Source organism: Streptomyces sp. P1-3, from assembly GCF_050613155.1.
Taxonomy (GTDB): Bacteria; Actinomycetota; Actinomycetes; order Streptomycetales; family Streptomycetaceae; genus Streptomyces.
In genome coordinates this window covers 6731084-6756361 of the sequence record NZ_CP192512.1, presented here as the reverse complement: position 1 = coordinate 6756361, position 25278 = coordinate 6731084, and the positions used below count along the sequence as shown (strand labels likewise).

Here is a 25278-nt window from a genome sequence, read left to right as displayed (position 1 = left end):
CCCAGACTCACCCCAGCCGCCCTGGCCGCCCCGGCCCCCCTGGCGCTGTCTGCCGCATGACTTCGCCCCTTGGGAGGCCACTTGGGCGATGAATCGCCCTCTTGGCCCACGCGATGATTCGCAGTAGAAGGCCCAGTCCGGTCCGGCTAGGGTGGGTGCCCGTGAGCGAACACATCGACCGTTCCTTGCCGCTTCCCTCCCGCCCACTCCGCGTCGCCGCCGCACAGGCCCAGGCCGCCGCCGGGGACATTCCCGCCAATGCCGCGGCGGCTGCCCGGATGGTGCGGAAGTCCGCCGACGACGGGGCGCAGGTCGTCCTCTTCCCCGAGAAGTTCCTCACCGGGTACGAGCCGGAGCTCATCCGGGCCGATCCCGCTCGGTGCGCGGTGCGCGCGGACGCCGGCGGAGACGCGCGGCTGGACGTGGTGGCGGAAACCTGCCGCGACACCGGCACGGTGGCAGTGGTGGGGGCCGCCGTGCACGAGGCCGGTGACCTGTACGTGTCGGCGCTGGTGTTCGGCCCCGACGGCGCCCTCGCCGCCCGCTACGACAAGCAGACACTGTTCAAGTCGGAGCGTGAGGTGTACCGCGAGGGTACGCGCGGGTGCACGCTCGTCGTCGACGACTGGCGGCTCGGGCTGGGCATCTGCTACGACTCCGGCTTCCCCGAACACGCCCGCGCCGCGGCGCTCGACGGGTGCCACGCGTACCTGGTGGGCGCGCTGTTCGGCGTCGGCAACGGCTACCACGAGTCCCGCATCTGGTTTCCCGCCCGGGCCTTCGACAACACCGTCTACGCCGTCCTGGCCAACCACATCGGCACCACTGGCGGCTGGAACACCTGCGGATCGAGCGCGATCTGGGGGCCGGACGGCCGTATCGTCGCCGAAGCGGGCCCGGACAAGCCGGAGCTGGTCACGGCGACGCTGAACCCGGAACAGCTGCGTGCCGCTCGCGACGCGGAACCGATGCTGCGCGACTTCCGGCACGACCTGGCCGCCGCCCGGGCCACGCACCAGCTCGGCTAGGCGGTTTCGTTTTGGATCAGCACTCCGTTGCCCGCCGAATCGGTGGACAAGGCGAGGGACGACGGTGCGTGAACCAGGCATCGCTCGCGTTTCCAACGCGAGCTTCTGGAACTGGTCGATCCCCGCTGGCGTCGTGACGTTCATGGCACAGGGTGGGAGCACGATGGGTGAGGAGCCGACGTGGGCAGATCTCCTGCTGTCCTTTGCTCTCGCGGCGGCCGTCCCGACCCTCATCGGAGGGACCTTGGTCTTTTCCCTTGTTGGACTGACGATGTGGGTGACAGCGCCGCTGCGGCGACGCAGGCGTTCACGCTCCGCTGACAGCTAGCCAGTTTTGTATCGATCAGCCTGCTGGAGTGTGCACTGCGAGGGTGACTCGGTGGGGATCTGTGGTCTGGTCGGCGCTCTCGCGACGTCTTACGCGCTGAGCGGTCGGCAACGGCCGCTGCGGATGCTGTCCGTGCTCGTGCCGGCCGCCGGTGCGGTGCTGTGCCTGATGGAGAACAACCATGGCATCGGCGTGCTGACCGGCATGGTGCTGGGGGCCGCCTTCGCGCTCGTGCCCGAGGGCAGCCGCGAGCAGGCTGTGGCCGTGCAGTCGTGAAACCCGCGCATGGCGCTGTCGGCCTGAACCGCGGGACAACCCGGTGTCCTGAGCCGGAGATTCCTGGGTGGCTCCGCGAAGAACTACCGACAGACTTCCGACTCAGGACAGCACAGCTAGGTCGTGTCTCTTCGGTCAGGAGACTCGCCGTTCTGGACACGCCCAGCAGGGGGGATCTGACCCACCAGCTCCGCCCAGGCCGCGGCGAGGCGGTTCGCGAGGTCGGTGAGCCGGTCCTCGGGGAGGCTGAACGGGATCCTGATGTGGCTGTCGTGCGCGCCGCTTGCGTCCGTTACGGCTCCCGGTACGACCTCGACCCGGTGCCGGAGCGCCACCTGGGCGTACACCTGGGCGTCGGTGTCGCCGGGCAGCCGTACCCACAGTGCGGACCCGCCGGCCGGCCTGCTCCACTGCCAGGCGGGCAGCCGGGCCGCGAGCAGCCCTTCCAGATGGTCCAGGCGCCGGCGCAGCGTCACGGCCCGGCGGGCCTTCAGTTCGTCGAGCCGGGGCAGCAGCCGCGCGGCGAGGGCCTGGTCGAGAACCGGGCTGCCTAGGTCGGCCAGGGCCTTCAGCCGGGCGAGCCGCCCGATCACGTCGGCCGGCCCGCGGACCCAGCCGATGCGCAGCCCTCCCCATACGGCCTTGGCCAGCGAGCCCACCGTGAGCACTTCGGCTGCCGTGTGCGTGCCCGTACGCGTGTCCGTTCCCGGTTTGGCGCCCGGCTCCGCGAAGGCCGCGATGGGCGCGGGCTCCCCCGCCGCCTGCCCGACGCCGATGTCGTAGGCGATGTCCTCCAGAACGGGTACGGCATGGCGGCGGCAGAGTTCGGCGACCCGGCGCCGGCGCCCCTCCGACATCAGCACGCCGGTCGGGTTGTGATAGGTCGGCGTGACGTACAGCAGCTCGGGACGGTGCCGGGTGAGCGCTTCCGCGAGTCCGTCGACACGGATCCCGTCCTGGTCCAGGGGCACGGCGTGCGGCCGGGCTCCGGCGGCGCGGAACACGTCCAGGCAGCCGGGCCAGCTCGGGCACTCCACCACGACGCCCGAACCCTTGCGCAGGTACAACTGCGCCACGAGCCCCAGGGCCTGGGTCGCCCCAGTGGTGACCAGCACCTGCTCGGGTGTCGTGGGCAGCCCGGCGGCGGCGAAGTGGTCCGCGGCGGCGCGCCGCAGGACGGGGAGACCGCTCGGGTGGTACCCGGTGTCGGCCATGAGCCCGGTCAGGTCCGTGCACAGCACCTCGTGGAGCGCTTCCCGGACTTCGGCCGCCGCCGGCTCCGCCGCCATGGCCAGCGAGATGGTCTCGTCCCGCCGGTCGACCAGCCGCTGCAGCAGCGCGGTCGCGCGCCCGCCGGACACCCGGCCGTCGCGGCCCGCCGACCGGGGCACCGGCCGCGCGGCGATCCGGGTGCCGCTCCCCCGCCGGCTCTCCACCGCCCCGAGCGCACGCAGTTCGTCGTAGGCCGCGACGACGGTGGCCCGGCTGACGCCGAGGGCCTTCGCGAGGCCGCGCTCGGAGGGAAGCCGTGCGCCGGAGCCGAGGTCCCCGGCCAGTACGGCGCGGTGGAGCGCGTGCGCGAGCTTGCCGTACAGCGGGCCGGGGCCGGCCATCCAGTCGCCGAGCAGGAGCAGCAGCTCCGAGGGATCCGTCATCCGGTCCACTTTCCCCTTCGTTGGCCCGGGTGGAGTTCTTCTCGCGCCGTCAGGCTAGGGGACATGAGTCCTTCTGCTGCCCCGCTCCGCTGCGAATCCGGGTCCCCTGCCCCCCCTCGCTGTGAGACCGGGGCTCCGTCCCGGCCCCCGGCCCGCCACCGCCACCGGACGACGTCCGGGGGTGGTGGCCGGGGGCGAGACGGGGCGGGGCGGCGGACCCGCCGCGGGCACCGCATCGTGGCGGAGCGCGCGTGATCCCGGAGACCTCGCGGCTGCTCGCCTTCGTCGCCGCCTCCCTCGTGCTGATCCTGGTCCCCGGACCGAACCTCGTCTACGTCCTCACCCGGAGCGTCAGCCAGGGCCGCCGCGCCGGGCTCTGCTCGGCGCTCGGGGTGGAGGCCGGCACCCTGGTCCACATCGCGGCCGCCGCGTTCGGTCTCTCCGCCCTGATCGCGCGCTCCGACGTCGCCTACGCCATTCTGAAATACGCCGGTGCCGCCTATCTCGTCCATCTCGGCGTACGGGCCATCAGGCGCCCGTCCGCACTCGACCTGTCGGGGACGGCGGCCCCGACGCCCCTGGTGCGGGTGTTCCGGGCCGGCGTCCTGGTGAACGTGCTCAATCCGAAGGTCGCGCTGTTCTTCCTCGCCTTCCTGCCGCAGTTCGTCAGCGCCGACGCGGGCACGGCGGCGGCCCGGGGACACATGCTCGTGCTGGGCGCGGTGTTCTTCGCCATCGCCCTGGTGCTCGACGTCGCGTACGCCCTGGCAGGCGGCCTACTGAGCGCCTGGCTCCGCGGCCGCCCCCGGATCCTGCGCCGGCAACCGCTCGTGGTCGGGGCCGTCTACATCTGCCTCGGGCTGTTCGCGGCGGTACCCGCTGCCTGAACCGCAGTGCCCACTGCCTGAGCCGCAGCGCCCACCGTCCGAGCGGCGGGTGCCGCCGTCCGAAGCGAGCCAGCCGAGTTCCTGGGCGCGCACGCCCGCCTGGAAGCGGCTGGTGGCGTTCAGCTTGTCCATCAGGTCCGCGGTGATCCGGCGCAGGGTCCGGATGGAGACGCCCAGTTCGCGGGCGATCGCCTCGTCCTTGAGACCGGCGTTGAGCATCTGCAGCACGGTGAACTGCTGGGTGTCCAGCGGCGGGGCGTGCTCACCGGGCCCGTCGGGCGACGCGCTGTCCAGCGCCGTCGCCGAGTGCCAGCAGTGCTCGAAGACCCGGCGGAGCAGATGCGTGATGATCGGGCCGCGCGTGACCAGCGCGGCGGCCTGCGCCTCGTTGCCAGGAGCCGGGGTGAAGGCCATGACGTCGTCGATCACGATGAGGCGGAACGGGATGGTGGGCGCCAGCCGGATCGTGGCGCCCATGCCCTGGAGTTCCCGCAGATAGCGCAGGCCGTGGGGGACCCGGCTGGTGGAGGCCAGATGGATGGTGCGCATGGCGACGCCGCGCTTGAGGACGCGCTGGTTCCGGGCGATGCGGTCCGGGGTCCGGCTCTCGATCACGGGCCCGGGGTGCATGCTCAGCACCTCGTTGACCGCGATCTCGGCGGAGTCCTCCAGGCATTCCGAGATCCTGTCCATCCCGACGATCAGCTCCGCCGGCGCCAGACTCGTCTGGTCGTGGTACTGGTCGGCCAGCTCCGTGCACAACAGCCGGATCGCCTTGCGCAGGCGCACCGAGTCGGCCAGCAGCATGTCGGCCGACTCCTCTGCCATGCACGCCAGCCGGGCCAGCGCCTTCTCGGTGGAGATGGTGGCCAGCCGGCCGGGCCCGGCGTCGGCGAGCAGGCCGACCTCCCGCAGCAGCCGGGTCGCTTCACTGAAGGTCTGCTGGTCAAGTCGGGTGCGCTCCCGTAACTCCCGGATTTCCAGCGTGGGTTCCTTCAGCATGCTTCTGTACAGATCCGCGAGTACTTTCCGGTCCTCTTCAATATCCACCGAGACCCCCACGGCACGAAAACGGAATGGATCATTTTGCTGGCCGGTGGGCGTCATGTCCCTTGGCTGCCAGCCTTCGTCACTTTACTGGCGTTTTTTCCATCGGCAGAGTTACTTCCATCAGCGCCTTCCAAAGAGGGTTCTCCTTCGGCGGGCGGCCAGTTGGAGGGAGTGCACGACACCATGGCACTACGGACTGCGTGCGGACCCGCCGGTACGGCGGGGCGCACGACTCGGGGGACGGTCGCGGATTCGGCGGCGCCGGCGGCAAGACGCGGGGAGACACTGTCGACCGCCGTGGCGCGGGGAAGGCAGCGGACCGCCTGCCGCGGGCGCGCGGACGACGAACGCGACTTCGAGTGGGGCTGAGGACACCGCTCCACTGAGTCGGCGACGGACTGCTCGGCCATTCCGGTGCAGGGCCGGATTTCGCCACCTTGCACCTCCATAAAGGTTCGGCCATCAACAACTTGGTATTCCTTCATGCCTGGCGCCGATGCGCCGTTCCCTTTTCACTCCGTCGCGTTTCGCCGTTTCCTTTTGTGCGGCTCTGTGCCGAGGAAGGACTGCCCGATGTCGAGTCATCTGCCGGCGCGTATCATCCGGCACGCGGTACGGCGCCCCGACGCCCCGGCGCTGCTCTGGCACGGCCGTGAGATCGGCTACGGACGGCTCATCGCCATGGCCGGCCGGGCGGCCGAGAAGCTGCGTACGGACGGCGTTCGCTCCCCGGTCGCCCTCGTCGCCAAGAAGTCACCGGAATCCGTGGCCGTGGTACTCGCCTGCCTCCTGCTGCGCCGACCCGTGCTCATCGCCTCGGCCGACCTGGGTGAGGAGGCGTTGCCGGTCCTGCTGGCCTCCGCCGGCGCCGAACGGCTGCCGGACCCCGGCGACCTCACCTCGGGAGGGCCGGAGGAGACCGGGCCGGGCGGGGACGCCCGGCCCGGCGAGGGCGGCACGGCGGGGCTCGGCCCGGCGCCGGGTGCCCCTGACGACGTCGCACTGCTGCTCACCACGTCGGGCTCCACGGGGGTCCCCAAGGTCGTGCCGGTCACCTTCGGCGCCCTCGACCGCTTCGCCTCATGGGCGGCCGGCCACTTCGCGGTCGGGGCCGACAGCACCGTGCTCAACCACGCACCACTCAACTTCGACCTGTGCCTGTTCGACATCTGGACGACGCTGGGCAGCGGCGGCTGCGTGGCCGTCGTCGACCAGGACCGCGCCGCCAACCCCGCCCACCTGGCAGCGGTCTTCCGCGCGCGGCCCGTCCATGTCGTCCAAGGGGTGCCCCTGCTCTACGCCTTGCTCGCCCGCGCCACCGCGGACGCGGACGCCGCGCATCTGGCCTCCGTCCGGCACGTCCTGATCACCGGTGACGCGATCTCCGAGCGGGCCTTCGCCTCCCTGCCGGCCCTCTTTCCGCGGGCGCGCTTCCACAACGTCTACGGCTGCACCGAGACCAACGACAGCTTCGTCCACGAGATCGACACCGACACCCCGATGCCGTACGGTTCGCTGCCACTCGGCCGTCCGGTGGCCGGTACGCGCGCATGGCTCCGGGCCGACGACGGCAGCGTGCTGCGCGGTGCGGGGCGGGGCGAACTCGTCGTCCGCACACCGTTCCAGACCACCGGCTACGCCGGCGCCGCCCCACCGGTGAGCCCGTTCGTTCCCCACCCGGACGCCGCGGCGACCGGCCTCTTCTACCGCACCGGCGACCTGGTGCGCAGACACCCCGACGGCACGCTGACGCTGGAGGGCCGCCGGGACTTCGTGGTGAAGGTGCGCGGCGTCCGCGTGAACACGGCTGAACTCGAAGCCGCCTTGAGCGCGCACGACGAGATCGAGGAGGCCGCGGTGCTCGCGCTGCCCGACGAGGAGGCCGGCAAGGTGCTGCACGCGGTCGTGCGCCGTACCGTCACGGCCACCCTCGACAGTCTCACGCTGCGCGAGTACCTGGGGCGCCGGCTGCCGCGGGCGGCGCTGCCCAAGACCGTCGGGTGGGCCGACGGGCCGCTGCCGCGCACCTCCACCGGAAAGCTCGACCGCGCCGCGCTGGCGGCCGCGCTCGGCGCCGGCCCACGGCCTCCCGCCCCGCCCATCCGCCGACCGAGCTGACGAACCGGAGACTGACCATGGCCCGCACCGCGCAGATCAAGAAGTACCTGATCGAGCAGTTCTCCCTCGACATCCAACCCGACGACCTGGCCGACGACTACGACCTGCTGGCCGGCGGCGTCATCGACAGCCTCGGCCTGCTCACCCTGGTGAGCTGGCTGGAAGCCACTTACGGACTGGACCTGGACGTCCTGGACATCGCCCCGGAGAACTTCCGCTCCGTCGCCGCGATCGACGCGTTCTGCGACACGGCGGACGCAACGGCGGGGACGCGGTAGCGGTGCCCGATCTGCTCCCCGCCCTCATCGCCGGCGACCGCCCCGTGCCCGTCCGCGCCTGGTCGGACTTCTGGGACCGGCTGCACACCGGTGCCACACCGAACGCCGAAGCCCTCGCGGTGCTCACCGCGCTGTCGACCCGGCTGCCGGACGCCGCCACCCTCGACGCCCTCCTCGTCTCTCTCGACGAACGGCGCGCGAGCGGCCCCCGCGGCGGCGAAGCGGTGCCCGCCGCATGGCCGGGGACGGTGAACCTGGTCGGCACCGGCGGCGGCCCGCCCACCGTCAACCTGAGCACGGCCGCCGCACTGCTCGCCGCGACCCTGGGCGTACGGATCGTCAAGACCGGCTCGCGCGGCCAGACCAGCCGCACCGGCTCGGTCGACATCCTGGAGCGGCTGGGCATTCCCCTCGCCTCCTCCTACGCGCAGTGCGAGGACGGGCTCGGCCGCCACGGCATCGCGTTCGCCGGCGGATTCGTCTACCCGGTCGAACTGACCACGCTGGCCCGGCGCATCCTGCCCTACGGGCTGAAGCAGGTCGGCGGGGCCGTGAACACCCTCGGCCCGCTGCTGGCGCGCGTACCGGTCGCCGCACAGCTCACCGGCGTCGCCGAGCCGCGCGCCCGCACGGTGCTCACCGGCCTCGTCGCGCGCCGGGCCGCCGCCGGGCGCCGTGTCTGGCTGCTGCACAACGACCTCGGCGTGGACGAGCTGGTCAGCTTCGCCGACAACGTCGTCCGCCCGGATGACGGCCCGCCGCTGCGCATCGGGCCGCACACGCTACGGGCGCTGAGCCCCGCCGAGGGCACGCTGGCGGACCTCGCGCCGGCCCCGGACGGGGTGCCGCCCGAGACGTATCTGAGGGAGCTGCTCGCCGGGCGCGGCCCTCGTGCGGCGCTGCGCAGCATCAGTCTCAACGCCGCGGCGGCCGCCGTCCTCTCCGGCGCCCGGCCGGACTGGCCGACCGCACTCGCCGCCGCCGAGGACGCGCTGACCGACGGCGCCGCGCTGCGGCTCGTGGAGCGGCTGCGGGCCGACCGTACACACCGTCCGAACGGTGCGCGGGGCGGCGACCGCACGGCCGGGGCAGGCGTCCATGGCTGAGCCGCACCGGTTCTTCCCCGGCCGCGGAGCACATGATCCGGGACTCGCCCTGTTCCTCAACGCCGGGGATCCGGGCCCGCCGGACCGCTTCGAGGAACTGCTGCTGATGCTGGACGAGTCCGGCGTGGACTGCCTCGAACTGGCCGTGCCGTTCCCCGACTCCATCACCGACGGGCCGGTCATCCGCCGTTCGGCCCGACGGGCCCTGGACAGCGGCGTCGACCTGGCATGGACCCTGGATCTGCTGGCCCGCGTACGCCCGCGGCTGCGGCACACCCGGGTGGCCCTGCTCGCCGACTGGCGGTATTCCGTCCACCCCGCCGGCCCGCGGGAGTTCCTCGCACGGGCCCGCGACGCCGGAGCGGACGGCGTGCTGGTGCACGGGGCGCCGCCCCGAGCGCGGCCGGGGTGCCTGGAGGCCGCCGCCCACCTCGGCCAGCCGATGGTGACGACCTGCTACGCCCGGTCCGAGCCGGCCGTGCTGGAGGAGGCGGCGCGCACCGCCTCGGCCTATCTCTACCTCGTCGCCCATTACGGGCGCACGGGGTCCGCCGCTCTCGATCCCAGATCCCTGGAACCGGTCCTGAGCAGGCTCAAGAAGCTGACCGAAGCACCCGTCGCGGTGGGCTTCGGTGTCCGTACCGCCGCCGATGTCTCCGCGGTCGGCCGCCTGGGGGCGGACGCCGCGGTCGTCGGGACCGCCGTGGTCGCCCGGCTGGAACGGGCGCTGCTCACCGGGGCGGATCCGGTCACCGAAGCCCGCGCCTGCGTCGCGGAGCTGCTCGGAAGCGCTGCGGAACCGCCCGGAAGCGCTACAGACACGTCCACGGGGAGGAATCCATGATCATCCGTCGGCTCGCGGAAGTCCCGTCCGTCGACTGGGGCAACGGGCTCAGCCGCCGCTTCCTGCTGGACTCGGACGGCATGGGATACACCGTCACCGACACCGTGGTGTCGGCCGGAACCAAGTCGCTGCTGGAGTACAAGCACCACCTCGAGGCGTGCTACTGCATCTCCGGCAGCGGTGAGGTCGTGGACATGGCCGGCGACAGCCACCCCATCACCCCCGGCACCCTCTACGCGCTGGACCAGCACGACGCGCACTGGCTCATCGCCCACCCCGCCGAGGACCTGCGCCTGGTCTGCGTCTTCACCCCGGCGCTGCGCGGCGACGAACGGCATTCGCTCAACGGCGCGCACTCCTCCCACTACTGAAGACGCCGGCCGACGGCAGACGACGACGCAGGAGCCCCAGTGATCGAATGGACCGGTGAGCAGACGCGGTTGCGCGACGGGCTCACCCCCTGGTTCGAGAAGTTCGGCGACCGGCACCTGAAGTACGACGCGGCGGCGGAATTCCCCCGCGGTCCCTGGGACGCCGTCCGGGACAGCGGGCTCCTCCGACTGCCGTTCGGCGAGGACTGGGGCGGACTCGGGCAGTCCCTCCTGACGACCATGTACGTCCTCGAAGCCCTCGGGTACGGCTGCCGCAACGGCGGTCTGAACTTCTCCGTCACCACCCACATGGTCAGCACGGGGGTGCCGCTGCAGCGCTTCGGCTCCGCCGAGCTCAGGCAGCGGTATCTGCCGCGGGTGTGCGACGGTTCGCTGATCGGCGCCCACGCCATCAGCGAACCGGACGCCGGCTCGGACATGATGAGCATGCGGACCACCGCGGTGCGCGACGGCGACGCGTACGTGCTGCGCGGCTCCAAGACGTTCGTCAGCAACGGCCCGGTCGCCGAGCTCGTCGTGGTGTACGCCAGGACCGACGCCTGCGCCGGGCCGCTGGGGATCAGCGCGTTCCTGCTGCGGCGCGGCACACCCGGCCTGGCCTTCGGCAACCCCATCGCGAAGATGGGACTGAAGTCGTCGCCGTTCTGCGAGCTGTTCCTCGACGACTGCCGGATCCCGGCCGACCACCTGATCGGCCGCGCCGGGACCGGCTTCCTGATCCTGGACCACGTCATGCGGTGGGAGATCCTTTGCTCCTTCGCCGTGACCCTGGGCGAGATGCAGCGGCGCCTGGAGCGTTGCGTCGCGTACGCCAAGGAGCGCCGGGCCTTCGGCCGGCCGATCGGCGGATTCCAGGCCGTCTCCCACAAGATCGTGGATATGCGGATCGGCGTGGAGAGCGCGCGGAAATGGCTCTACGACACCGCGGAGAAACACACCCGGGGCGAGAACGTCGCCGCCGATCTCGCGATGGCCAAGCGGGTGGTCAGCGAGGCCAACGTGGCCTCCGCGCTGAGTGCCGTGCAGATCTTCGGGGGCAACGGCTACACCGCCGAGTACGGCCTGGAGCAGGAGTTGCGCAACGCGGTCGCCGGGACCGTCTACTCGGGCACCTCCGAGATCCAGTCGTCCCGCATCGCCGCCAGCCTGGGCCTGTAGCCGGGGCTCCGCCCCGGACCCGGTCCGTCCCTCCGACACGACGAGGCCCCATGAATCACGACTCCGCACTCGCCCGCACCGCCTTCCTCGACCACGACTCGCCCGAGGTACGGCGATTCGTCCGCCAGGCGCTCCGCGGCGCGGGTACCGGCGACCGGGAGCGCGCCGTGCGCCTCTACTACGCCGTGCGCGACCAGATCCGCTACGAGATCTACGGCGCGGACCTGACCCGCCGCGGCCTGACCGCGTCACAGGTGGTCCGCACCGGCAAGGGGCTGTGCATCCACAAGTCCGTGCTCTACGTCTCCGCGCTGCGCTGCGTGGGCATCCCCGGCCGGCTCGTGTTCACCGACGTCCGCAACCACCTGTCCTCGGAAGCCGTACGGGAGTTCATCGGCGGGGACATCTTCCACTACCACGCCCTGACCTCGCTCCGCCTGGACCGGTGGATCCGCGCGACGCCGGTGTTCAACCGGCTGCTGTGCCGCCTCTACCGCATCGAGCCGATGGAGTTCGACGGGACCGCCGACAGCGTCTACCACCCCTACGACGAGCGCGGCGGGACCCACATGGAACTGATCAAGGAGCACGGCGAGTTCGACGACCTGCCGTACGACGAGGTACTGGCCGGACTCCGCCGCGAGCACCCGCGCATCTTCGTCGAGGGCACCGACGACCGGTTCGTCGCCGGCTCGCTGGCAGCGGACGCCGACGCGGAGGCCGCCGGCACAGGCGCGCCCCGCACCGACTGACCGAGAGGACAAGCCCGCAGTGGAATCCATCAAGTACCAGCTCAGCGACGTCCGCATCCCCACGTCCTGGTACAACATCGCCGCCGATCTGCCCGGCCTCGCTCCGCTGCTGCACCCGGCGACCGGCGCCCCGGCCTCGGTCGGTGACCTGACCGGCATCATGCCCAAGGAGCTGGCGGAACAGGAGCTGTCCACGACGCGTGAGATCGAGATCCCGGACCCGGTCCGGCAGGTCTACGCCCAGTGGCGGCCGTCCCCGCTGTTCCGCGCCCGCCGTCTGGAGAAGGCGCTGGGCACACCTGCGCGGATCTACTACAAGTACGAGGGCGTCAGCCCGGCGGGCAGCCACAAGCCCAACACCGCCTTCCCGCAGGCCTTCTACAACAAGCAGGCGGGCATCAGACGGCTGACGACGGAGACCGGTGCCGGGCAGTGGGGATCGTCGCTGGCGCTGGCGGGCGCGCTCTTCGGCCTCGACGTCCAGGTGCACATGGTGCGCGTCAGCTACCACCAGAAGCCGCACCGGCGTGCCCTGATGCACGCGTACGGCGCCACCTGTCTGCCCAGCCCCTCCCGTGAGACCGAGTTCGGCCGCCGGATCCTCGACCAGGATCCGGACTGCCCCGGCAGCCTGGGGATCGCCACCTCGGAGGCGCTGGAACTGGCCATGAACGACCCGCACACCAACTACGCCGGCGGCAGCGTGCTCAACAACGTCGTCCTGCACCAGACGGTGATCGGGCAGGAGGCCATGGCGCAGCTGGACATGGCCGAGGACTACCCGGACCTGATCGTGGGCTGCGCCGGCGGCGGCAGCAACCTCGGCGGGCTGGCCTTCCCCTTCCTCGGCGCACGGCTGCGCGGCGGGGACGGCGTCCAGGTCGTCGCGGCGGAACCGGCGGCCTGCCCCACGCTGACCCGCGGCCGGGTCGCCTACGACTTCGGGGACACCGCGGGGCTCACCCCGCTGCTGAGGATGCACACCCTCGGGCACTCCTTCATCCCGCCCTCGATCCACGCCGGGGGCCTGCGCTACCACGGGATCTCACCGCTGGTCAGCCATGCCGTGACGGAGGGGCTGATCGAAGCGCGGGCCGTGCCGCAGACCCGCTGCTTCGAGGCCGGACTGGTCTTCGCCCGCAGCGAGGGCATCGTGCCGGCTCCGGAATCCACGCACGCCGTCCGCGTGGTCGTCGACGAAGCGGTGCGCTGCCGCGAGGAGGGCCGGCCGCGGGTGATCCTTTTCGGGTTGTCCGGGCACGGCCACTTCGACCTGCTCTCGTACGAGAAGCATCTCGCGGGTGAGCTCACCGACGACGGTCTCGATTCCGACGCCGTGGCACGGTCGCTCGCGGCCCTCCCGGATGTCCCGGATGTCGCGGACCTTCCCGGGCACGAGGGCTGAGGCGCCGTGCTGCTGAAGGTGTGCGGCGTCACCGATGTCCACGAGCTGCGCCGGATGTCCGGCTTCCGCGTCGAGCTGGCCGGGCTGTGGCACGGCGTGCCCGGCGGGCGGCGGGAGCTGCCGCCGGCCCGGCTGGCCCGACTGGCCCGCTGCGCCCGGCAGGTGGCCGTCGAACCGGTCCTGGTCACGCTCCTGGACGACCCGGAGCGGCTACGGGAGGTGGTCGCGGCGTCGGGGGTGCGCTGGGTCCAGCTGCACGGCTACCCGATGCCCGCCCGGGTGCGGCGGATCAGAGCGGCGCTGCCGGACGTCACGCTGGTCAAGGTGCTGCACGCGCGAGGCGGGCAGATCGTGGAGGAGTCGCTGGCGGACGCGTACCGGCGCGCGGGAGCCGATCTCTTCCTCTTCGACTCGGTGGCCGGCGACGGCCGAGTCGGCAGTACCGGCACACCCCTGGACCCCATGGCGCCGATCCGCGTACTGGAGCGGACCGACCTGCCGTTCCTGCTGGCCGGCGGCCTCGGTGACACCGGCGCCGACCGGTACGACGGGCTGATGCGGCACCGCGGCTTCCGGGGCATCGACGTGGACAGCGCGCTGCGCGCGGACGATGGGTCCCTCAGGCTGCGGCGGGTCGACGCCATCCGAGCCGCGTGGGGCGAGCGGCACGCGGCGGTCCGGTGCGCGCCGTGACGGCGCCTCGCGCGCGCGGCGGGTCCGGTGCGGGCGCGGCGGCCTTCGAAACCGCCCTGCTGCACGCGCGGACGCCGGTCATCATGGAGCTGAAGCGGCGCAGCGCGCACGGAGCCGACCTGTTCCGGGGCCGGACGGCAGCCGAACTCGTCGCCGCGTACGAGGCGTTGGGCGCCCCGGCGCTGTCGGTGGTCACCGGCTCCTGGTTCGGCGGCGGTCCGGAGCTGCTGGCGGACGTGGTGGCGGCGACCGAACTGCCGGTGCTCGTCAAGGACTTCCTCACCAAGGAGCGCCAGCTCGCCGACGCGGCGGCCCACGGCGCGGCCGCCATCCTGCTCACCGCGGGCCTGCTGCCGCGGACCGTGCTGCCGCGCCTGATCGAGGGCTGCCTGGCGCACGGCCTCACCCCCTTCGTGGAGGTGACCGCGGAAGCCGAGCTGGCGAGCGTCGTACACGCGGACCGGTGTGTCATCGCCGTCAACAACAAGGACATCCGGCAGCGCGAACGGGACGCCGGCGGCCCCGAGCGCAGCCGCGGCCTGCTGCCCGCCGTGCTGGCGACCGGCACCCGCGTGCCGGTCAGCGCCAGCGGCATCCGCACCCCGGGGCAGGCCGCCGATCTGCTGTCCGCCGGCTACCGGGCGCTCCTGGTGGGCACCGGCCTGCTGCTCCAGGACGACCTCCGGGCCTGGTTCGCGGCTCTGGAGCGGCAGCGGGAGCGGGTCCGGTGACCGGCGCGACGGCGCCGCCGCCGGGCCTGTCGCTGCGGGCCGCCCTGGCCGAGCTGCGCGCCGATCGGCCGGGCGCGGTCCGCGACCACGGCGGTCCGACGGACCGCACCCGGGTGGCGGACCACTTCGCCCGCACCCACGCGGGGGTACCGGCGGTGGGTGTCTCCCGCGCCGAGCCCGCCGTGCTGTACACGGCGGTGCCCGGAGCCCAAGGCCCGGTGCTGCTGGGCCTGTACGGGGACGAGGAGCGGCTGCGCCGATGGCTGCCCGGGATGCCGGAACGCGCCGCGCCCGACACCGCGGCGCGCCTGGTGACCGAGGCCGCCCGCGCCTCCGCCGCACCCGTCAACGTCGGCCGCCCGGGGTGCCAGGAGCAGCGGTTCACCGGGGCGGAAGTCGATCTGACGCGCCTTCCGGTGCTGACCATCACCCCGCGCGACGCGGGCCCGTACCTCACCGCCGCGCTGGTCCGCGCCGAGGATCCGGAGACGGGCCGGACCGCGCTGTCGGCACACCGGATGCTGGTCCTGGACCGCGGGCGGCTGACCGTGTCGATGGCGCCGGGGCGGCAGCTCGGAGCGCTGTACGAGGAGGCGGTGCGGGATCGCCGCGCCCTGCCGGTGACCGTGAACATCGGGGTGCCGCCCGCGGCCATGGTGGCGTCCGCGCTGAACACCCGCTTCCTGCCGGAGGGGCTGGACAAGCTCGCCGTCGCCGGAGCGCTCGCCCGGCAGCCGCTCACGGTGGCGCCCGCGCTCACCCAGCGGGTGTCCGCGCTCGCGGAGGCCGAGATCGTCCTGGAGGGGTACCTCGACGGCTCCCTCGCGGACGAGGCCCTGCCGGGAGCCGCCCCCAGCGGGTCGCTGCCGGAGTTCCTGGGCTACGACGGGGGCGCCCGGACCGGCCTCCCGGTGCTGACCGTCACCGCCGTGACACACCGGACGGCCCCGGTCTACCAGGCGGTCATCGGGCCCGGCCGCGAGCAGTCGGCCATCCTCGGCACGGCCGGGGCGCTCTCGGCCGCGCTGTCGCTGCGACCGGTGCTGACGAGCGCCGGGGGCGTGCGGGTGCACCGGCTCCACTTCGCCGCCGCGGGCGGCGGCATGCTGCTGCTGACGGTCGCCGTGCGGAAGGAGTCGCGGGCGGCGGACGGCGGGCTGGAGGTGCTCGCGCGGGAGCTGCTGGCGCACCATCCCTTCGTGAAGCTGGTGCTCTTCACGGACGACGACATCGACGTCGCGTGCGCGGAGGACCTGCTGTGGGCGCTGCTGACCCGCTCGAACCTCGGCGCCGACACCACCGTCTGGCCGCAGTTCGCGCCCGTACCCATGGACCCGTCCCAGACGCCCGACTGGGCCGCGGCCCGGCCTGGCGCGCCCCGGCCGCCGGGCCGGGTGTCCGTGGACGCGACGACCCCGTTCGCGCTGCGCACCCGCACCGTGCGCAGCTTCCGCCCGTGACCGGCTGGCCGCTACCGGCCATTGCCGGTAGCGGGCACCACCGGGACCGGTGGGCGCCGCACCACCCGTAGGTAGATTCTCGAACTGACGAGCTCTGGAAGGGCATTGAGGTGGATTGGAATGACACTGCCGTGCCGCTGCCCGGTACGGACAGGACCCTGCCGGAGCTGTTCGCCGCGCAGGTGGCGCGCTCACCGGAACGGCTCGCTCTGGTCCACGAGAGCGAACGGCTGACGTACGCGGAGCTGGACCGGCGCGTCGACCGACTGGCGCATCTGCTCGCCGAGCGGGGCGTCGGCCCGGAGTCCGTCGTGGCGATCACCGTGCCCCGCTGCACGGAGCTGATCGTCGCGCTGCTCGCCGTGCTCAGAACCGGTGCCGCCTATGTGCCGGTCGACCCCGACTACCCGGCCGACCGCATCACCTACCTGCTGCGGGACTCCGCTCCCGCGCTGGTGCTCAGCCACACCGGCGCCGAGGCGGTGCTGCCGCCCGGCGCCCGCCCCGAGGGGCTGGACACGGTGGTGCTGGACACCGCGGAGACGCGGGAGCGGCTCGCCACCAGGCCCGCCGGCCCGTATCGGCCCGCCCGGCCGCTGACCGAGGATGACGCGGCGTACGTCATCTACACCTCCGGCTCCACCGGGCGCCCCAAGGGCGTGGTCGTGCCGCACGGCGGCATCGCCAACCGCCTGTACTGGATGCAGGCGGAGTACCGACTGGGTGCCGGCGACCGCGTCCTGCAAAAGACCCCGTCCGGATTCGATGTCTCGGTCTGGGAGTTCTTCTGGCCGCTGTCCTTCGGGGCGACGCTGGTGATGGCGAGGCCGGAAGGCCACCGCGACCCGGGCTATCTCGCCGAGACGATCCGCCGGGAACGGATCACCACGGTCCACTTCGTCCCGTCCATGCTCCAGCTGTTCCTCGAGGAGCCGACCGTCGCCCGGTGCACCTCCCTGCGCGACGTCATCTGCAGCGGCGAGGCGCTGCCGGCCGAACTCGCGGCGCGCTTCCGCGGCGTCCTGGGCGGCACGGCGGCGCTGCACAACCTGTACGGCCCCACCGAGGCGTCGGTCGACGTCACGTACTGGGAGTGCGTGCCCGAACCCGGCGCGCACACCGTGCCCATCGGCCGCCCCGTGTGGAACACCCGGGTGTACGTCCTCGGCCAGGACCTCATGGAGCTGCCGCCGGGCGAGACCGGCGAACTCTACCTGGCGGGCGTCCAGCTCGCCCGCGGCTACCTCGGCCGCCCCGGGCTGACGGCCGAGCGCTTCGTGGCCGACCCGTACGGCCCGCCGGGATCCCGCATGTACCGCACCGGTGACCTGGCCAGGCGCCGGGACAGCGGCGCCATCGAGTACATCGGGCGGGTGGACCACCAGGTCAAGATCCGCGGTGTGCGGATCGAACTGGGCGAGATCGAGGCGGCGTTCGCGAAGCTGGACGGAGTCGCCCAGACCGCGGTGACGATCCGGGAGGACCGCCCCGGCGACCGCCGCCTGATCGGCTATCTGGTCCCCGAGCCGGGCGCGGCCGCCGACCCGGTCGAGGTGCGCGCCCGGCTCGCCGGGCTGCTGCCCGAGTACATGGTGCCCTCCGCCGTCGTCGTCCTCGACCGCTTCCCGCTGACCCCGAACGGCAAGCTCGACCGCGCGGCGCTGCCCGCGCCCTCCGGTGCCCGCGCCCCGGACGCCGTGGGCCGAGATGCGCGCACGCCCCGCGAAGAGCTGCTGTGCGGGCTCTTCGCCGAGGTGCTGGGGCTGGACAAGGTCGGCGCCGACGAGGACTTCTTCGGCCTGGGCGGCCACTCGCTGCTCGCCACCCGGCTGGTCGCGCGGGTCCGCGCGGCGACCGGGGTACCGCTGGGCGCGCGCAGCCTGTTCCAGGCCCCGACGCCGGAGGCGCTGGCACGGCGGCTGGCGGGCCCGGCGGCCGCGGGCGAGGCGCTGCCGCCGCTGCGTCCCGCGTCCCCGCGCCCCGAGCGCGTACCGCTGTCGTACGGGCAGCGGCGGCTGTGGATCCTCAGCCGCATGGACGACGTCCCGCCCGCCACCTATCACATTCCGCTGGCCCACCGGCTCACCGGAGCGCTGGACGTGCCGGCGCTGCGCGCCGCGCTCGCCGACGTGTGCGACCGCCACGAGGCGCTGCGCACCGTCTTCCCGTCCGTCGAAGGGGAGCCGCACCAGCGCATCCTGCCCGCGTACGCGCCCGAACTGCCGGTCGGCGCGGTCGCCGAGGCGGAGCTGGCCCACGCCCTGCCGCAGGAGGCCGGGCGCGCCTTCGACCTGGCCGCCGAACCTCCGCTGCGCGCACGCCTGTTCCGGCTGGGCGACACCGAGCACGTCCTGCTGCTGACGCTCCACCACATCGCGGCCGACGGCTGGTCGCACGAGCCGCTGCTCCGCGACCTGGCACAGGCCTACCACGCCAGGGCCGCCGGCGCCGCCCCGGACTGGGCGCCCCTGCCGGTGAGTTACGCCGACTACGCGCTGTGGCAGCACGACGTACTCGGCGGGGACGACGAGCCGGGCAGCCTCCTGGCACGGGAACTCGGCTACTGGAAGGACGCCCTCGCCGGCCTGCCCGAGCAGCTCGGCCTGCCCGCCGACCGCCCCCGGCCCGCCCGGGCGAGCTACCGCGGCGGGACCGTCCCGCTCCGGGTCGGCGCGGAGCTGCACCAGTCGCTGCTCACCCTCGCCCAGCGGCACCACTGCTCCCTGTTCATGGTCCTGCAAGCCGGTCTCTCCGCCCTGTTGACCAGGCTCGGGGCGGGCGAGGACATTCCGGTGGGCGCCCCGGTCGCCGGGCGCGACGACGACGCGGCCGACGGGCTGGTCGGCCTGTTCATCAACACCCTGGTGCTGCGCACCGACACCTCCGGCGACCCCGCCTTCACCGAGCTGCTGGCCCGGGTGCGGGAGCGCGATCTGGCCGCCTACGCCCACCAGAACGTGCCGTTCGAGCGGCTCGTCGAGGCGCTGAACCCGACCCGGTCGATGGCCCGGCACCCGCTGTTCCAGGTGCTGCTGGCCCTCCAGGCCGGTTCGCGCCCCGGGCTGGCGCTGCCGGGCGTGGCGGCGTCGCCGGTGCCGGTCTCCCTTCCCGTGGCCAGGGTCGACCTCTCTTTCTTCCTGGAGGAGGAGCGCGACGCCGAGGGGCGGCCCACCGGCATCGGCGGCTTCCTGGAGTACAGCGCCGACCTGTTCGACCACGGGACCGCCGAGCTGCTCGCGGAGCGGCTGGAGCGGCTGCTCGCGGACGCCGCCGCCGACCCGCGGCGCCCCCTGTCCCGGCTCGCCGTCCTCGGCGGCACCGAGCGGCGGCGGCTGCTGCACGGGTGGAACGACACCGCACAAGCGCCGCCCTCGGCCGGGCTGGTGGAACGGTTCCAGACCGTCGCCGCGCGGGCGCCCCGGGCGACCGCCGTCGTCACCGCCGACGACGAGCTGGACTACGCCACGCTCAACGCGCGCGCCAACCGCCTGGCCCACCATCTCATCGGCCGGGGCGTGGGGCCCGGGGACTTCGTGGCTCTGGCCCTGCCGCGCACCGCCGACCTGCCGGTCGCGCTGCTCGGGGTGCTGAAGTCCGGCGCCGCGTACCTGCCGCTGGACCCCGGATACCCCGCCGAACGTGTGGCCGCCATGCTGGCGGACGCCCGCCCGGCGCTGGTGCTGGCCACCACCGCCACCGCGGCGGCGCTCCCCGGCGACGGGTCCTGCCCGCGGCTCCTCCTCGACCTGCCGGAGACCGCCGCCGCCCTGGCCCGCCGGCCGGACACCGCCCCTGACACCGCCGCCTTCCCGCCCGCCCTGCCCGCGTACGTCATCTACACGTCGGGATCCACCGGCAGCCCGAAGGGCGTGGTCGTCCCGCGCGGAGCGCTCGACAACTTCCTGGCCGCCATGCGGGAGCGGTTCGGCCTCGGCGCGGCGGACCGCCTCGCCGCCGTCACCACCATCGCGTTCGACATCGCGGCGCTGGAGATGTACCTGCCGCTGCTGGCCGGCGCCGCCGTGGTCCTCGCCGACGAGGACACCGTACGGGACCCGGCGGCGCTCGCGTCGCTGCTGGAGCGCACCGGCGCGACCGCCATGCAGGCCACACCCTCGCTGTGGCAGACCCTCGCGGCGGCCCGCCCGGAGGCACTGGAGGGGCTGTGCGCCCTCGTCGGCGGCGAGGCGCTGCCCGAGGCCCTGGCGGCCGGACTGCGCCACCGCTGCCGGCGCGTCACCAACCTCTACGGCCCCACCGAGACCACCATCTGGTCCACGGCGGCCGAGGTCGGCGAGGCGGACGGCCCACCCTCGATCGGGCGACCGGTGGCGAACACGCGGGTGTACGTGCTGGACAGGGCGCTGAATCCGGTGCCGCCCGGGGTCCCCGGTGAGCTGTACATCGCGGGCGACGGTCTGGCGCACGGCTATCTGGGGCGCCCGGACCTGACGGCCGAGCGGTTCGTCGCGTGCCCGTACGGCCCGGGCGGCTCGCGCATGTACCGCACCGGCGACCTCGCGCGCTGGCGCGCCGACGGGCAGTTGGAGTTCCTTGGCCGGGTGGACCACCAGGTCAAGATCCGCGGCTTCCGCGTCGAACTCGGCGAGATCGAATCCGTCCTGTCCGATCACCCCGACGTGGCCAGGGCCGCCGTCGTCGTACGCGAGGACATCCCCGGCGACCTGCGGCTGACCGCCTACGTGGTCCCCGCCCCCGGCAGCGGTGTCGACGGGGCCGCGCTGCGCACGCGCGCGGCCGCCCGCCTGCCGCACTTCATGGTGCCCGGCGCGATCGTCCTGCTGGACGCGCTGCCGCTGACCCCCAACGGCAAACTCGACCGTGCCGCGCTGCCGGCTCCCGCCGCGGCCGAGGACACCGGGGGACGCGACGCCCGCACCCCGCAGGAAGCGCTGCTGTGCGAGCTGTTCGCCGACATCCTCGGCCTGCCCGCCGTCGGCGCGCAGGACGACTTCTTCGCCCTGGGCGGCCACTCGCTGCTCGCCATCCGGCTGATCAGCCGGGCCCGGGGGCTCTTCGGCCGGGAGCTGAAGATCCGGCACCTGTTCGAGTCGCCCACGGCCGCAGCCCTCGCCCGGCGGCTGGACGGCGAGCGGGACGACCGTGCGCCGCTGCGCCGCGCCGAGCAGCGCCCCGACACCGTTCCGCTCTCCTTCCAGCAGCAGCGCCTGTGGTTCCTCAACCGCTTCGAGGACGACGGGGCGCTCTACAACATTCCGCTGGTCCTCCACCTCCAGGGTGCTCTGGACCGGGACGCGCTCGAAGCGGCGCTGGGCGACCTGGCCGAGCGGCAGGAATCGCTGCGCTCGGTCTTCCCGGACGTGGCCGGCGAGCCCCGGCAGCGGATCCTGTGCGGTGACGCGGGACGGCCGAGGCTCCATCGGCACCGCTGCGCCCGCGCCGACCTGGACGGGACGATCCGCACCTTCTCCCGCCGCGGCTTCGACCTGACGCGGGAACTCCCCCTGCGGGCCGATCTGTTCGAGCTGGCGGAAGAGGAGCACGTCCTCCTGCTGGTCCTGCACCACATCGCCGGTGACGGCCCCTCCACCACCCCGCTGACCCGCGACCTGTCGCGCGCGTACGCCGCACGCGTCGCCGGCGGGGCGCCCCGGTGGGAGCCGTTGCCCGTCGCCTACGCCGACTACGCGATCTGGCAGCGCCGGACCCTGGGCACGGAGGCCGACCCGGACAGCGGGCTCTCCCGCCAGCTCGCGTTCTGGCGCGCCGAGCTGGACGGCCTGCCCGACCAGCTCGACCTGCCCACCGACCGGCCGCGGCCGGCGATCGCCGGCTACCGCGGCGGCACCGTGCCGCTGGAGATCCCGCCCGAGCTCCACCGCCGGCTGCGGGACATGGCCAGGGCCGAGGGCGCCACCGTGTTCATGGCCCTCCAGGCCGCGCTGGCCGCGCTGCTCACCCGGCTCGGCGCCGGCGAGGACATTCCCCTCGGCAGCCCCATCGGGGCACGCACCGACGCGTCGCTGGACGAGCTGGTCGGCTTCTTCGCCAACACCCTGGTGCTGCGCACGGACACCTCCGGCGACCCCTCCTTCGCCGAGCTCCTGGCCCGGGTACGGACCCGCGATCTGGCCGCGTTCGGCCACCCCGACCTGCCGTTCGAGCGGCTGGTGGAGGTGCTGAACCCGGCGCGCTCGCTGGCCCGGCACCCGCTCTTCCAGGTGCTCCTGGCGTTCCAGGACAGCCTGCGGCCGGAACTGGCCCTGCCGGGGCTGACCGGCACCGTCGCGATCCCGCATCTGGGTACGGCCCGCTTCGACCTCGCCGTGGACCTGACCGAACGGCGCGCCGCCGACGGCTCCCCCGACGGCATCACCGGCGTCCTGGAGTACAGCGCGGACCTGTTCGAGGAGCGTACGGCGCGGCGGATCGCCGGCTATCTGCTGCGGGTGCTGCGCAGCGTGGCCGACGATCCCCGTCAGCCGCTCAGCCGTGTCGCCGTCCTCCCGGACTCCGAGCGCGAGCGGATCCTCCACGGGTGGAACGACACCGCCCGCGAACTGCCCGTCCGTACGCTGCCGCGGCTGATCGAGGAGCAGGTGCGGCGGACACCGGACGGCGACGCCGTGGTCTTCGCGGACACCACCGTCTCCTACCGGGAGCTGAACGAGCGGGCCAACCGGCTCGCGCACCATCTCATCCGGCTCGGGGTGGGCCCCGAGGACTTCGTGGCGCTGCTCGTGCCGCGCTCCGTGGAGATGGTCGTGGCCCTGCTGGCGACGGTGAAGGCCGGGGCCGCGTACCTGCCCGTCGACCCGGAGTACCCGGCCGAGCGGGTCCGTCACATGTTCCGGGACGGCGCACCGGTGCTGGCGGTGACCACCGCTCAGGTGGCGGGCGCGGTCCCCGCCGACGTGCCCGCGGTCGTCCTGGACGATCCCGCGACCGCCCAGGCCCTGCGCGCCGCGCCGGACCACGACCCGTCCGACGCCGACCGCCGGTCGCCGCTGACGCCCGCCCATCCGGCGTACGTCATCTACACCTCGGGATCCACCGGAAGCCCCAAGGGCGTCGTCGTCACGCACACCGGTGTCGCCGGTGTCGCCGGCGTGCACATCGACCGGCTCGGCCTCGACGCGAGCAGCCGGTTCCTGCTCCTGGTCTCGCTCTCCTTCGACGTGTCGATGGCCGACATCGCCATGACGCTGGCCTCCGGCTCGGCCCTGGTGGTCCCCGAGCCCGGCCGGCACACGTTCGGCGAGGACCTGAGCGAGCTGATCCGTACCCGCGAGGTGACCCACACGGATCTGGTGGCGCCCATGCTGGCCTCGCTGCCCGAAGGGGATCTGCCCACCCTGCGCGGTTTCGTGGTCGGCGGCGAGGCGCTCTCCGCCGAACTGGTGGAGCGCTGGGCGCCCGGGCGCCACGTGATGCAGGTCTACGGGCCCACGGAGGCGACCGTGGTGACGACGATGAGCCGTCCGCTCTCCCCCACCGGCTCGGCCCCGCCGATCGGGCGACCGGTGTGGAACGCCCGCGTGTACGTGCTGGACGGGAGTCTGCGTCCGGTGCCGCCCGGGGTCGCCGGTGAGCTGTACATCGCGGGCGACGGCCTGGCACGCGGCTACCGGGGGCGTCCGGACCTGACGGCCGAACGGTTCGTGGCGTGCCCGTACGGCCCGGGCGGCTCGCGCATGTACCGGACCGGCGACCTGGCACGGTGGCGCGCCGACGGGCAGTTGGAGTTCCTTGGCCGGGTGGACCACCAGGTCAAGATCCGCGGCTTCCGTATCGAACTCGGCGAGATCGACGCGGCCTTGGCCAAGCATCCGGCCGTGGCATCCGCGGTGACCCTGGCGCGCACGGACGACGGCGCCGCGTCCCTGGTGGGCTACGTCGTGCCGGTGGACGGCGCCACCCTCGCCCCCGCCGAGGTCAGGTCGTTCCTGTCCGGCGCTCTCCCGGAGTACATGGTGCCCGCCACCGTCGTCGTGCTGGACGAGCTGCCGCTCACTCCCAGCGGCAAGCTCGACCGCAAGGCGCTTCCGGAGCCCGCACTGAGCGCGCCGGTGTCCGCGCGCGGCCCCCGCACCGTCCACGAAGAGCTGCTGTGCGAGCTGTTCGCCGAGGTGCTGGGGCTGCCCCGCGTCGGCATCGACGACAACTTCTTCTCCCTGGGCGGCCACTCGCTGCTCGCCACCCGGCTGACCAGCCGGATCCGCTCCGTACTGGGCGTGGAACCGGGCATCCGCGGACTCTTCGAGGCCCCGACCGTCGCCGGGCTGGCCGAACGCCTCGCCCGCGGGTCCGCGGACGGCCGCCTTCCCGACGACTTCGACGTGGTGCTGCCGCTGCGGCCGCAGGGCGAACTTCCGCCGCTCTTCTGTGTGCACCCCGCGGCTGGTATAAGTTGGGTCTACTCCGGGCTGCTCCGGCACCTGGAGCCCGGGCGCCCGGTGTACGGGCTCCAGGCGCGGCACTTGACGCATCCGGACGCCGCACCCGCCGGTGCCCGCGAGATGGCCGCGGACTATCTGGCCCGGATCCGGGAGATCCAGCCGCACGGCCCGTACCACCTGCTCGGCTGGTCCCTCGGTGGGACCGTGGCCCACGAGATCGCGGTACAGCTGCGCGAGGCCGGCGAGCGGGTCGGGCTGCTGGCCCTGCTCGACAGCCGCGCGGGTACGGGCCCGGGTACCGCGGGCAGCCCGGCGGCGGCCGGGGCCGAGGCGACGACCCAGCTGCTGGAGTCGCTGGGGCACCGCGTCCCCGACGACGCCGACGGCCTCGCACCGGCCGATGTACTACGGCTGCTGCGGGCCGAGTTCAGCCCGCTCGCGGCGCTGGGCGAACAGCGGCTGTCCGCGCTCGTCAGCACCTTCACCGACAACATCCGCCTGGCCGCGGACTTCACACCGGGGGTCCACGACGGCGACCTGCTCTACTTCACCGCGGCCGAGGACGGGCCGACCGGCGGTGGCCCCGGCCGGCGGGCCGAATGGAGCGCCCATGTCACCGGCCGGATCCACGACCATTCCGTGCCCTGCGCGCACGGCGCCATGGTCCGGCCCGAGGCGCTCGCCGTGATCGGTCCGGTGCTGGCCGCCGCGCTGGCGGCCGGTTCCTGACAGCCGC

Annotated in this window: 17 protein-coding genes; 15 read left to right on the top strand and 2 right to left on the bottom strand. The window is 73.5% G+C overall.

Features of this window, described 5'->3' with window-relative positions:
• Nucleotides 1–161 precede the first annotated feature (161 nt).
• Both ACQUSR_RS28900 and ACQUSR_RS28895 read left to right on the top strand, forming a co-directional pair.
• Nucleotides 162–1028, top strand: coding sequence for a carbon-nitrogen hydrolase family protein (locus ACQUSR_RS28900; RefSeq protein ID WP_431045539.1), 867 nt, complete (start codon nucleotides 162–164; stop codon nucleotides 1026–1028).
• Nucleotides 1029–1407: 379 nt separating this feature from the next.
• Nucleotides 1408–1632, top strand: coding sequence for a hypothetical protein (locus ACQUSR_RS28895; protein WP_431045538.1), 225 nt, complete (start codon nucleotides 1408–1410; stop codon nucleotides 1630–1632).
• A 116-nt stretch (nucleotides 1633–1748) separates the two neighbouring features.
• Here the strand turns inward: ACQUSR_RS28895 and ACQUSR_RS28890 are convergent, their stop codons facing one another.
• The gene (locus ACQUSR_RS28890; RefSeq protein ID WP_431045537.1) at nucleotides 1749–3287 is read right to left on the bottom strand and encodes a PLP-dependent aminotransferase family protein; all 1539 of its coding nucleotides are present in this window, start codon (nucleotides 3285–3287) and stop codon (nucleotides 1749–1751) included.
• A gap of 251 nt (nucleotides 3288–3538) precedes the next feature.
• On the opposite strand from ACQUSR_RS28890, the gene ACQUSR_RS28885 reads away from it, so the two are divergent.
• The gene (locus ACQUSR_RS28885; protein WP_431045536.1) at nucleotides 3539–4174 is read left to right on the top strand and encodes a LysE family translocator; all 636 of its coding nucleotides are present in this window, start codon (nucleotides 3539–3541) and stop codon (nucleotides 4172–4174) included.
• Here the strand turns inward: ACQUSR_RS28885 and ACQUSR_RS28880 are convergent.
• The gene (locus tag ACQUSR_RS28880) at nucleotides 4064–5176 is read right to left on the bottom strand and encodes a LuxR C-terminal-related transcriptional regulator (RefSeq protein WP_431045535.1); all 1113 of its coding nucleotides are present in this window, start codon (nucleotides 5174–5176) and stop codon (nucleotides 4064–4066) included. The two genes, ACQUSR_RS28885 and ACQUSR_RS28880, sit on opposite strands and share 111 nt — an antisense overlap.
• Before the next feature lie 621 nt (nucleotides 5177–5797).
• On the opposite strand from ACQUSR_RS28880, the gene ACQUSR_RS28875 reads away from it, so the two are divergent.
• The 12 genes from ACQUSR_RS28875 (at nucleotide 5798) to ACQUSR_RS28820 (ending at nucleotide 25271) form a co-directional block, all read left to right on the top strand.
• A complete protein-coding gene (locus tag ACQUSR_RS28875) occupies nucleotides 5798–7342 on the top strand; it encodes an AMP-binding protein (RefSeq protein ID WP_431045534.1) in 1545 nt (514 codons plus the stop codon).
• A gap of 17 nt (nucleotides 7343–7359) precedes the next feature.
• Nucleotides 7360–7620 carry a phosphopantetheine-binding protein gene (locus tag ACQUSR_RS28870; RefSeq protein WP_431045533.1) on the top strand — a complete coding sequence of 87 codons (261 nt, stop codon included), beginning with the start codon at nucleotides 7360–7362 and terminating at the stop codon, nucleotides 7618–7620.
• 2 nt (nucleotides 7621–7622) lie between these two features.
• Nucleotides 7623–8726 (top strand): hypothetical protein, encoded by a 1104-nt coding sequence (locus tag ACQUSR_RS28865; protein ID WP_431045532.1) that lies wholly within the window; start codon nucleotides 7623–7625, stop codon nucleotides 8724–8726.
• Nucleotides 8719–9570 carry a tryptophan synthase subunit alpha gene (gene trpA / locus ACQUSR_RS28860; RefSeq protein ID WP_431045531.1) on the top strand — a complete coding sequence of 284 codons (852 nt, stop codon included), beginning with the start codon at nucleotides 8719–8721 and terminating at the stop codon, nucleotides 9568–9570. The genes ACQUSR_RS28865 and trpA overlap by 8 nt, the downstream gene beginning before the upstream one ends.
• Nucleotides 9567–9941, top strand: coding sequence for an ectoine synthase (locus tag ACQUSR_RS28855; protein ID WP_431045530.1), 375 nt, complete (start codon nucleotides 9567–9569; stop codon nucleotides 9939–9941). The genes trpA and ACQUSR_RS28855 overlap by 4 nt, the downstream gene beginning before the upstream one ends.
• A gap of 39 nt (nucleotides 9942–9980) precedes the next feature.
• Nucleotides 9981–11120 (top strand): acyl-CoA dehydrogenase family protein, encoded by a 1140-nt coding sequence (locus ACQUSR_RS28850; protein ID WP_431045529.1) that lies wholly within the window; start codon nucleotides 9981–9983, stop codon nucleotides 11118–11120.
• Between the two features lie 50 nt (nucleotides 11121–11170).
• Nucleotides 11171–11872, top strand: a complete 702-nt coding sequence (locus ACQUSR_RS28845; protein ID WP_431045528.1) for a transglutaminase-like domain-containing protein — start codon at nucleotides 11171–11173, stop codon at nucleotides 11870–11872.
• 19 nt (nucleotides 11873–11891) lie between these two features.
• Nucleotides 11892–13277: a TrpB-like pyridoxal phosphate-dependent enzyme gene (locus ACQUSR_RS28840; protein WP_431045527.1), complete on the top strand. Its 1386-nt coding sequence runs from the start codon at nucleotides 11892–11894 to the stop codon at nucleotides 13275–13277.
• Nucleotides 13278–13283: 6 nt separating this feature from the next.
• Entirely contained in the window at nucleotides 13284–13970 is a 687-nt protein-coding gene (locus ACQUSR_RS28835) for a phosphoribosylanthranilate isomerase (protein WP_431045526.1), read from the top strand.
• Entirely contained in the window at nucleotides 13967–14701 is a 735-nt protein-coding gene (locus tag ACQUSR_RS28830; protein WP_431045525.1) for an indole-3-glycerol-phosphate synthase, read from the top strand. Before ACQUSR_RS28835 ends, ACQUSR_RS28830 begins: the two co-directional genes overlap by 4 nt.
• Nucleotides 14698–16161: a UbiD family decarboxylase domain-containing protein gene (locus tag ACQUSR_RS28825; protein ID WP_431045524.1), complete on the top strand. Its 1464-nt coding sequence runs from the start codon at nucleotides 14698–14700 to the stop codon at nucleotides 16159–16161. Before ACQUSR_RS28830 ends, ACQUSR_RS28825 begins: the two co-directional genes overlap by 4 nt.
• A 110-nt stretch (nucleotides 16162–16271) precedes the next feature.
• Complete coding sequence (locus ACQUSR_RS28820) at nucleotides 16272–25271, top strand: amino acid adenylation domain-containing protein (RefSeq protein WP_431045523.1); 9000 nt, start codon at nucleotides 16272–16274, stop codon at nucleotides 25269–25271.
• Nucleotides 25272–25278: the final 7 nt, after the last annotated feature.

What these genes read in the sequence shown, in the direction of transcription:
- ACQUSR_RS28890 (WP_431045537.1), bottom strand. Translation starts at nt 3,287, where the DNA reads ATGACGGATCCCTCGGAGCTGCTGCTCCTGCTCGGCGACTGGATGGCC.
- ACQUSR_RS28880 (WP_431045535.1), bottom strand. Translation starts at nt 5,176, where the DNA reads ATGCTGAAGGAACCCACGCTGGAAATCCGGGAGTTACGGGAGCGCACC.
- ACQUSR_RS28875 (WP_431045534.1), top strand. Translation starts at nt 5,798, where the DNA reads ATGTCGAGTCATCTGCCGGCGCGTATCATCCGGCACGCGGTACGGCGC.
- ACQUSR_RS28870 (WP_431045533.1), top strand. Translation starts at nt 7,360, where the DNA reads ATGGCCCGCACCGCGCAGATCAAGAAGTACCTGATCGAGCAGTTCTCC.
- trpA (WP_431045531.1), top strand. Translation starts at nt 8,719, where the DNA reads ATGGCTGAGCCGCACCGGTTCTTCCCCGGCCGCGGAGCACATGATCCG.
- ACQUSR_RS28855 (WP_431045530.1), top strand. Translation starts at nt 9,567, where the DNA reads ATGATCATCCGTCGGCTCGCGGAAGTCCCGTCCGTCGACTGGGGCAAC.
- ACQUSR_RS28845 (WP_431045528.1), top strand. Translation starts at nt 11,171, where the DNA reads ATGAATCACGACTCCGCACTCGCCCGCACCGCCTTCCTCGACCACGAC.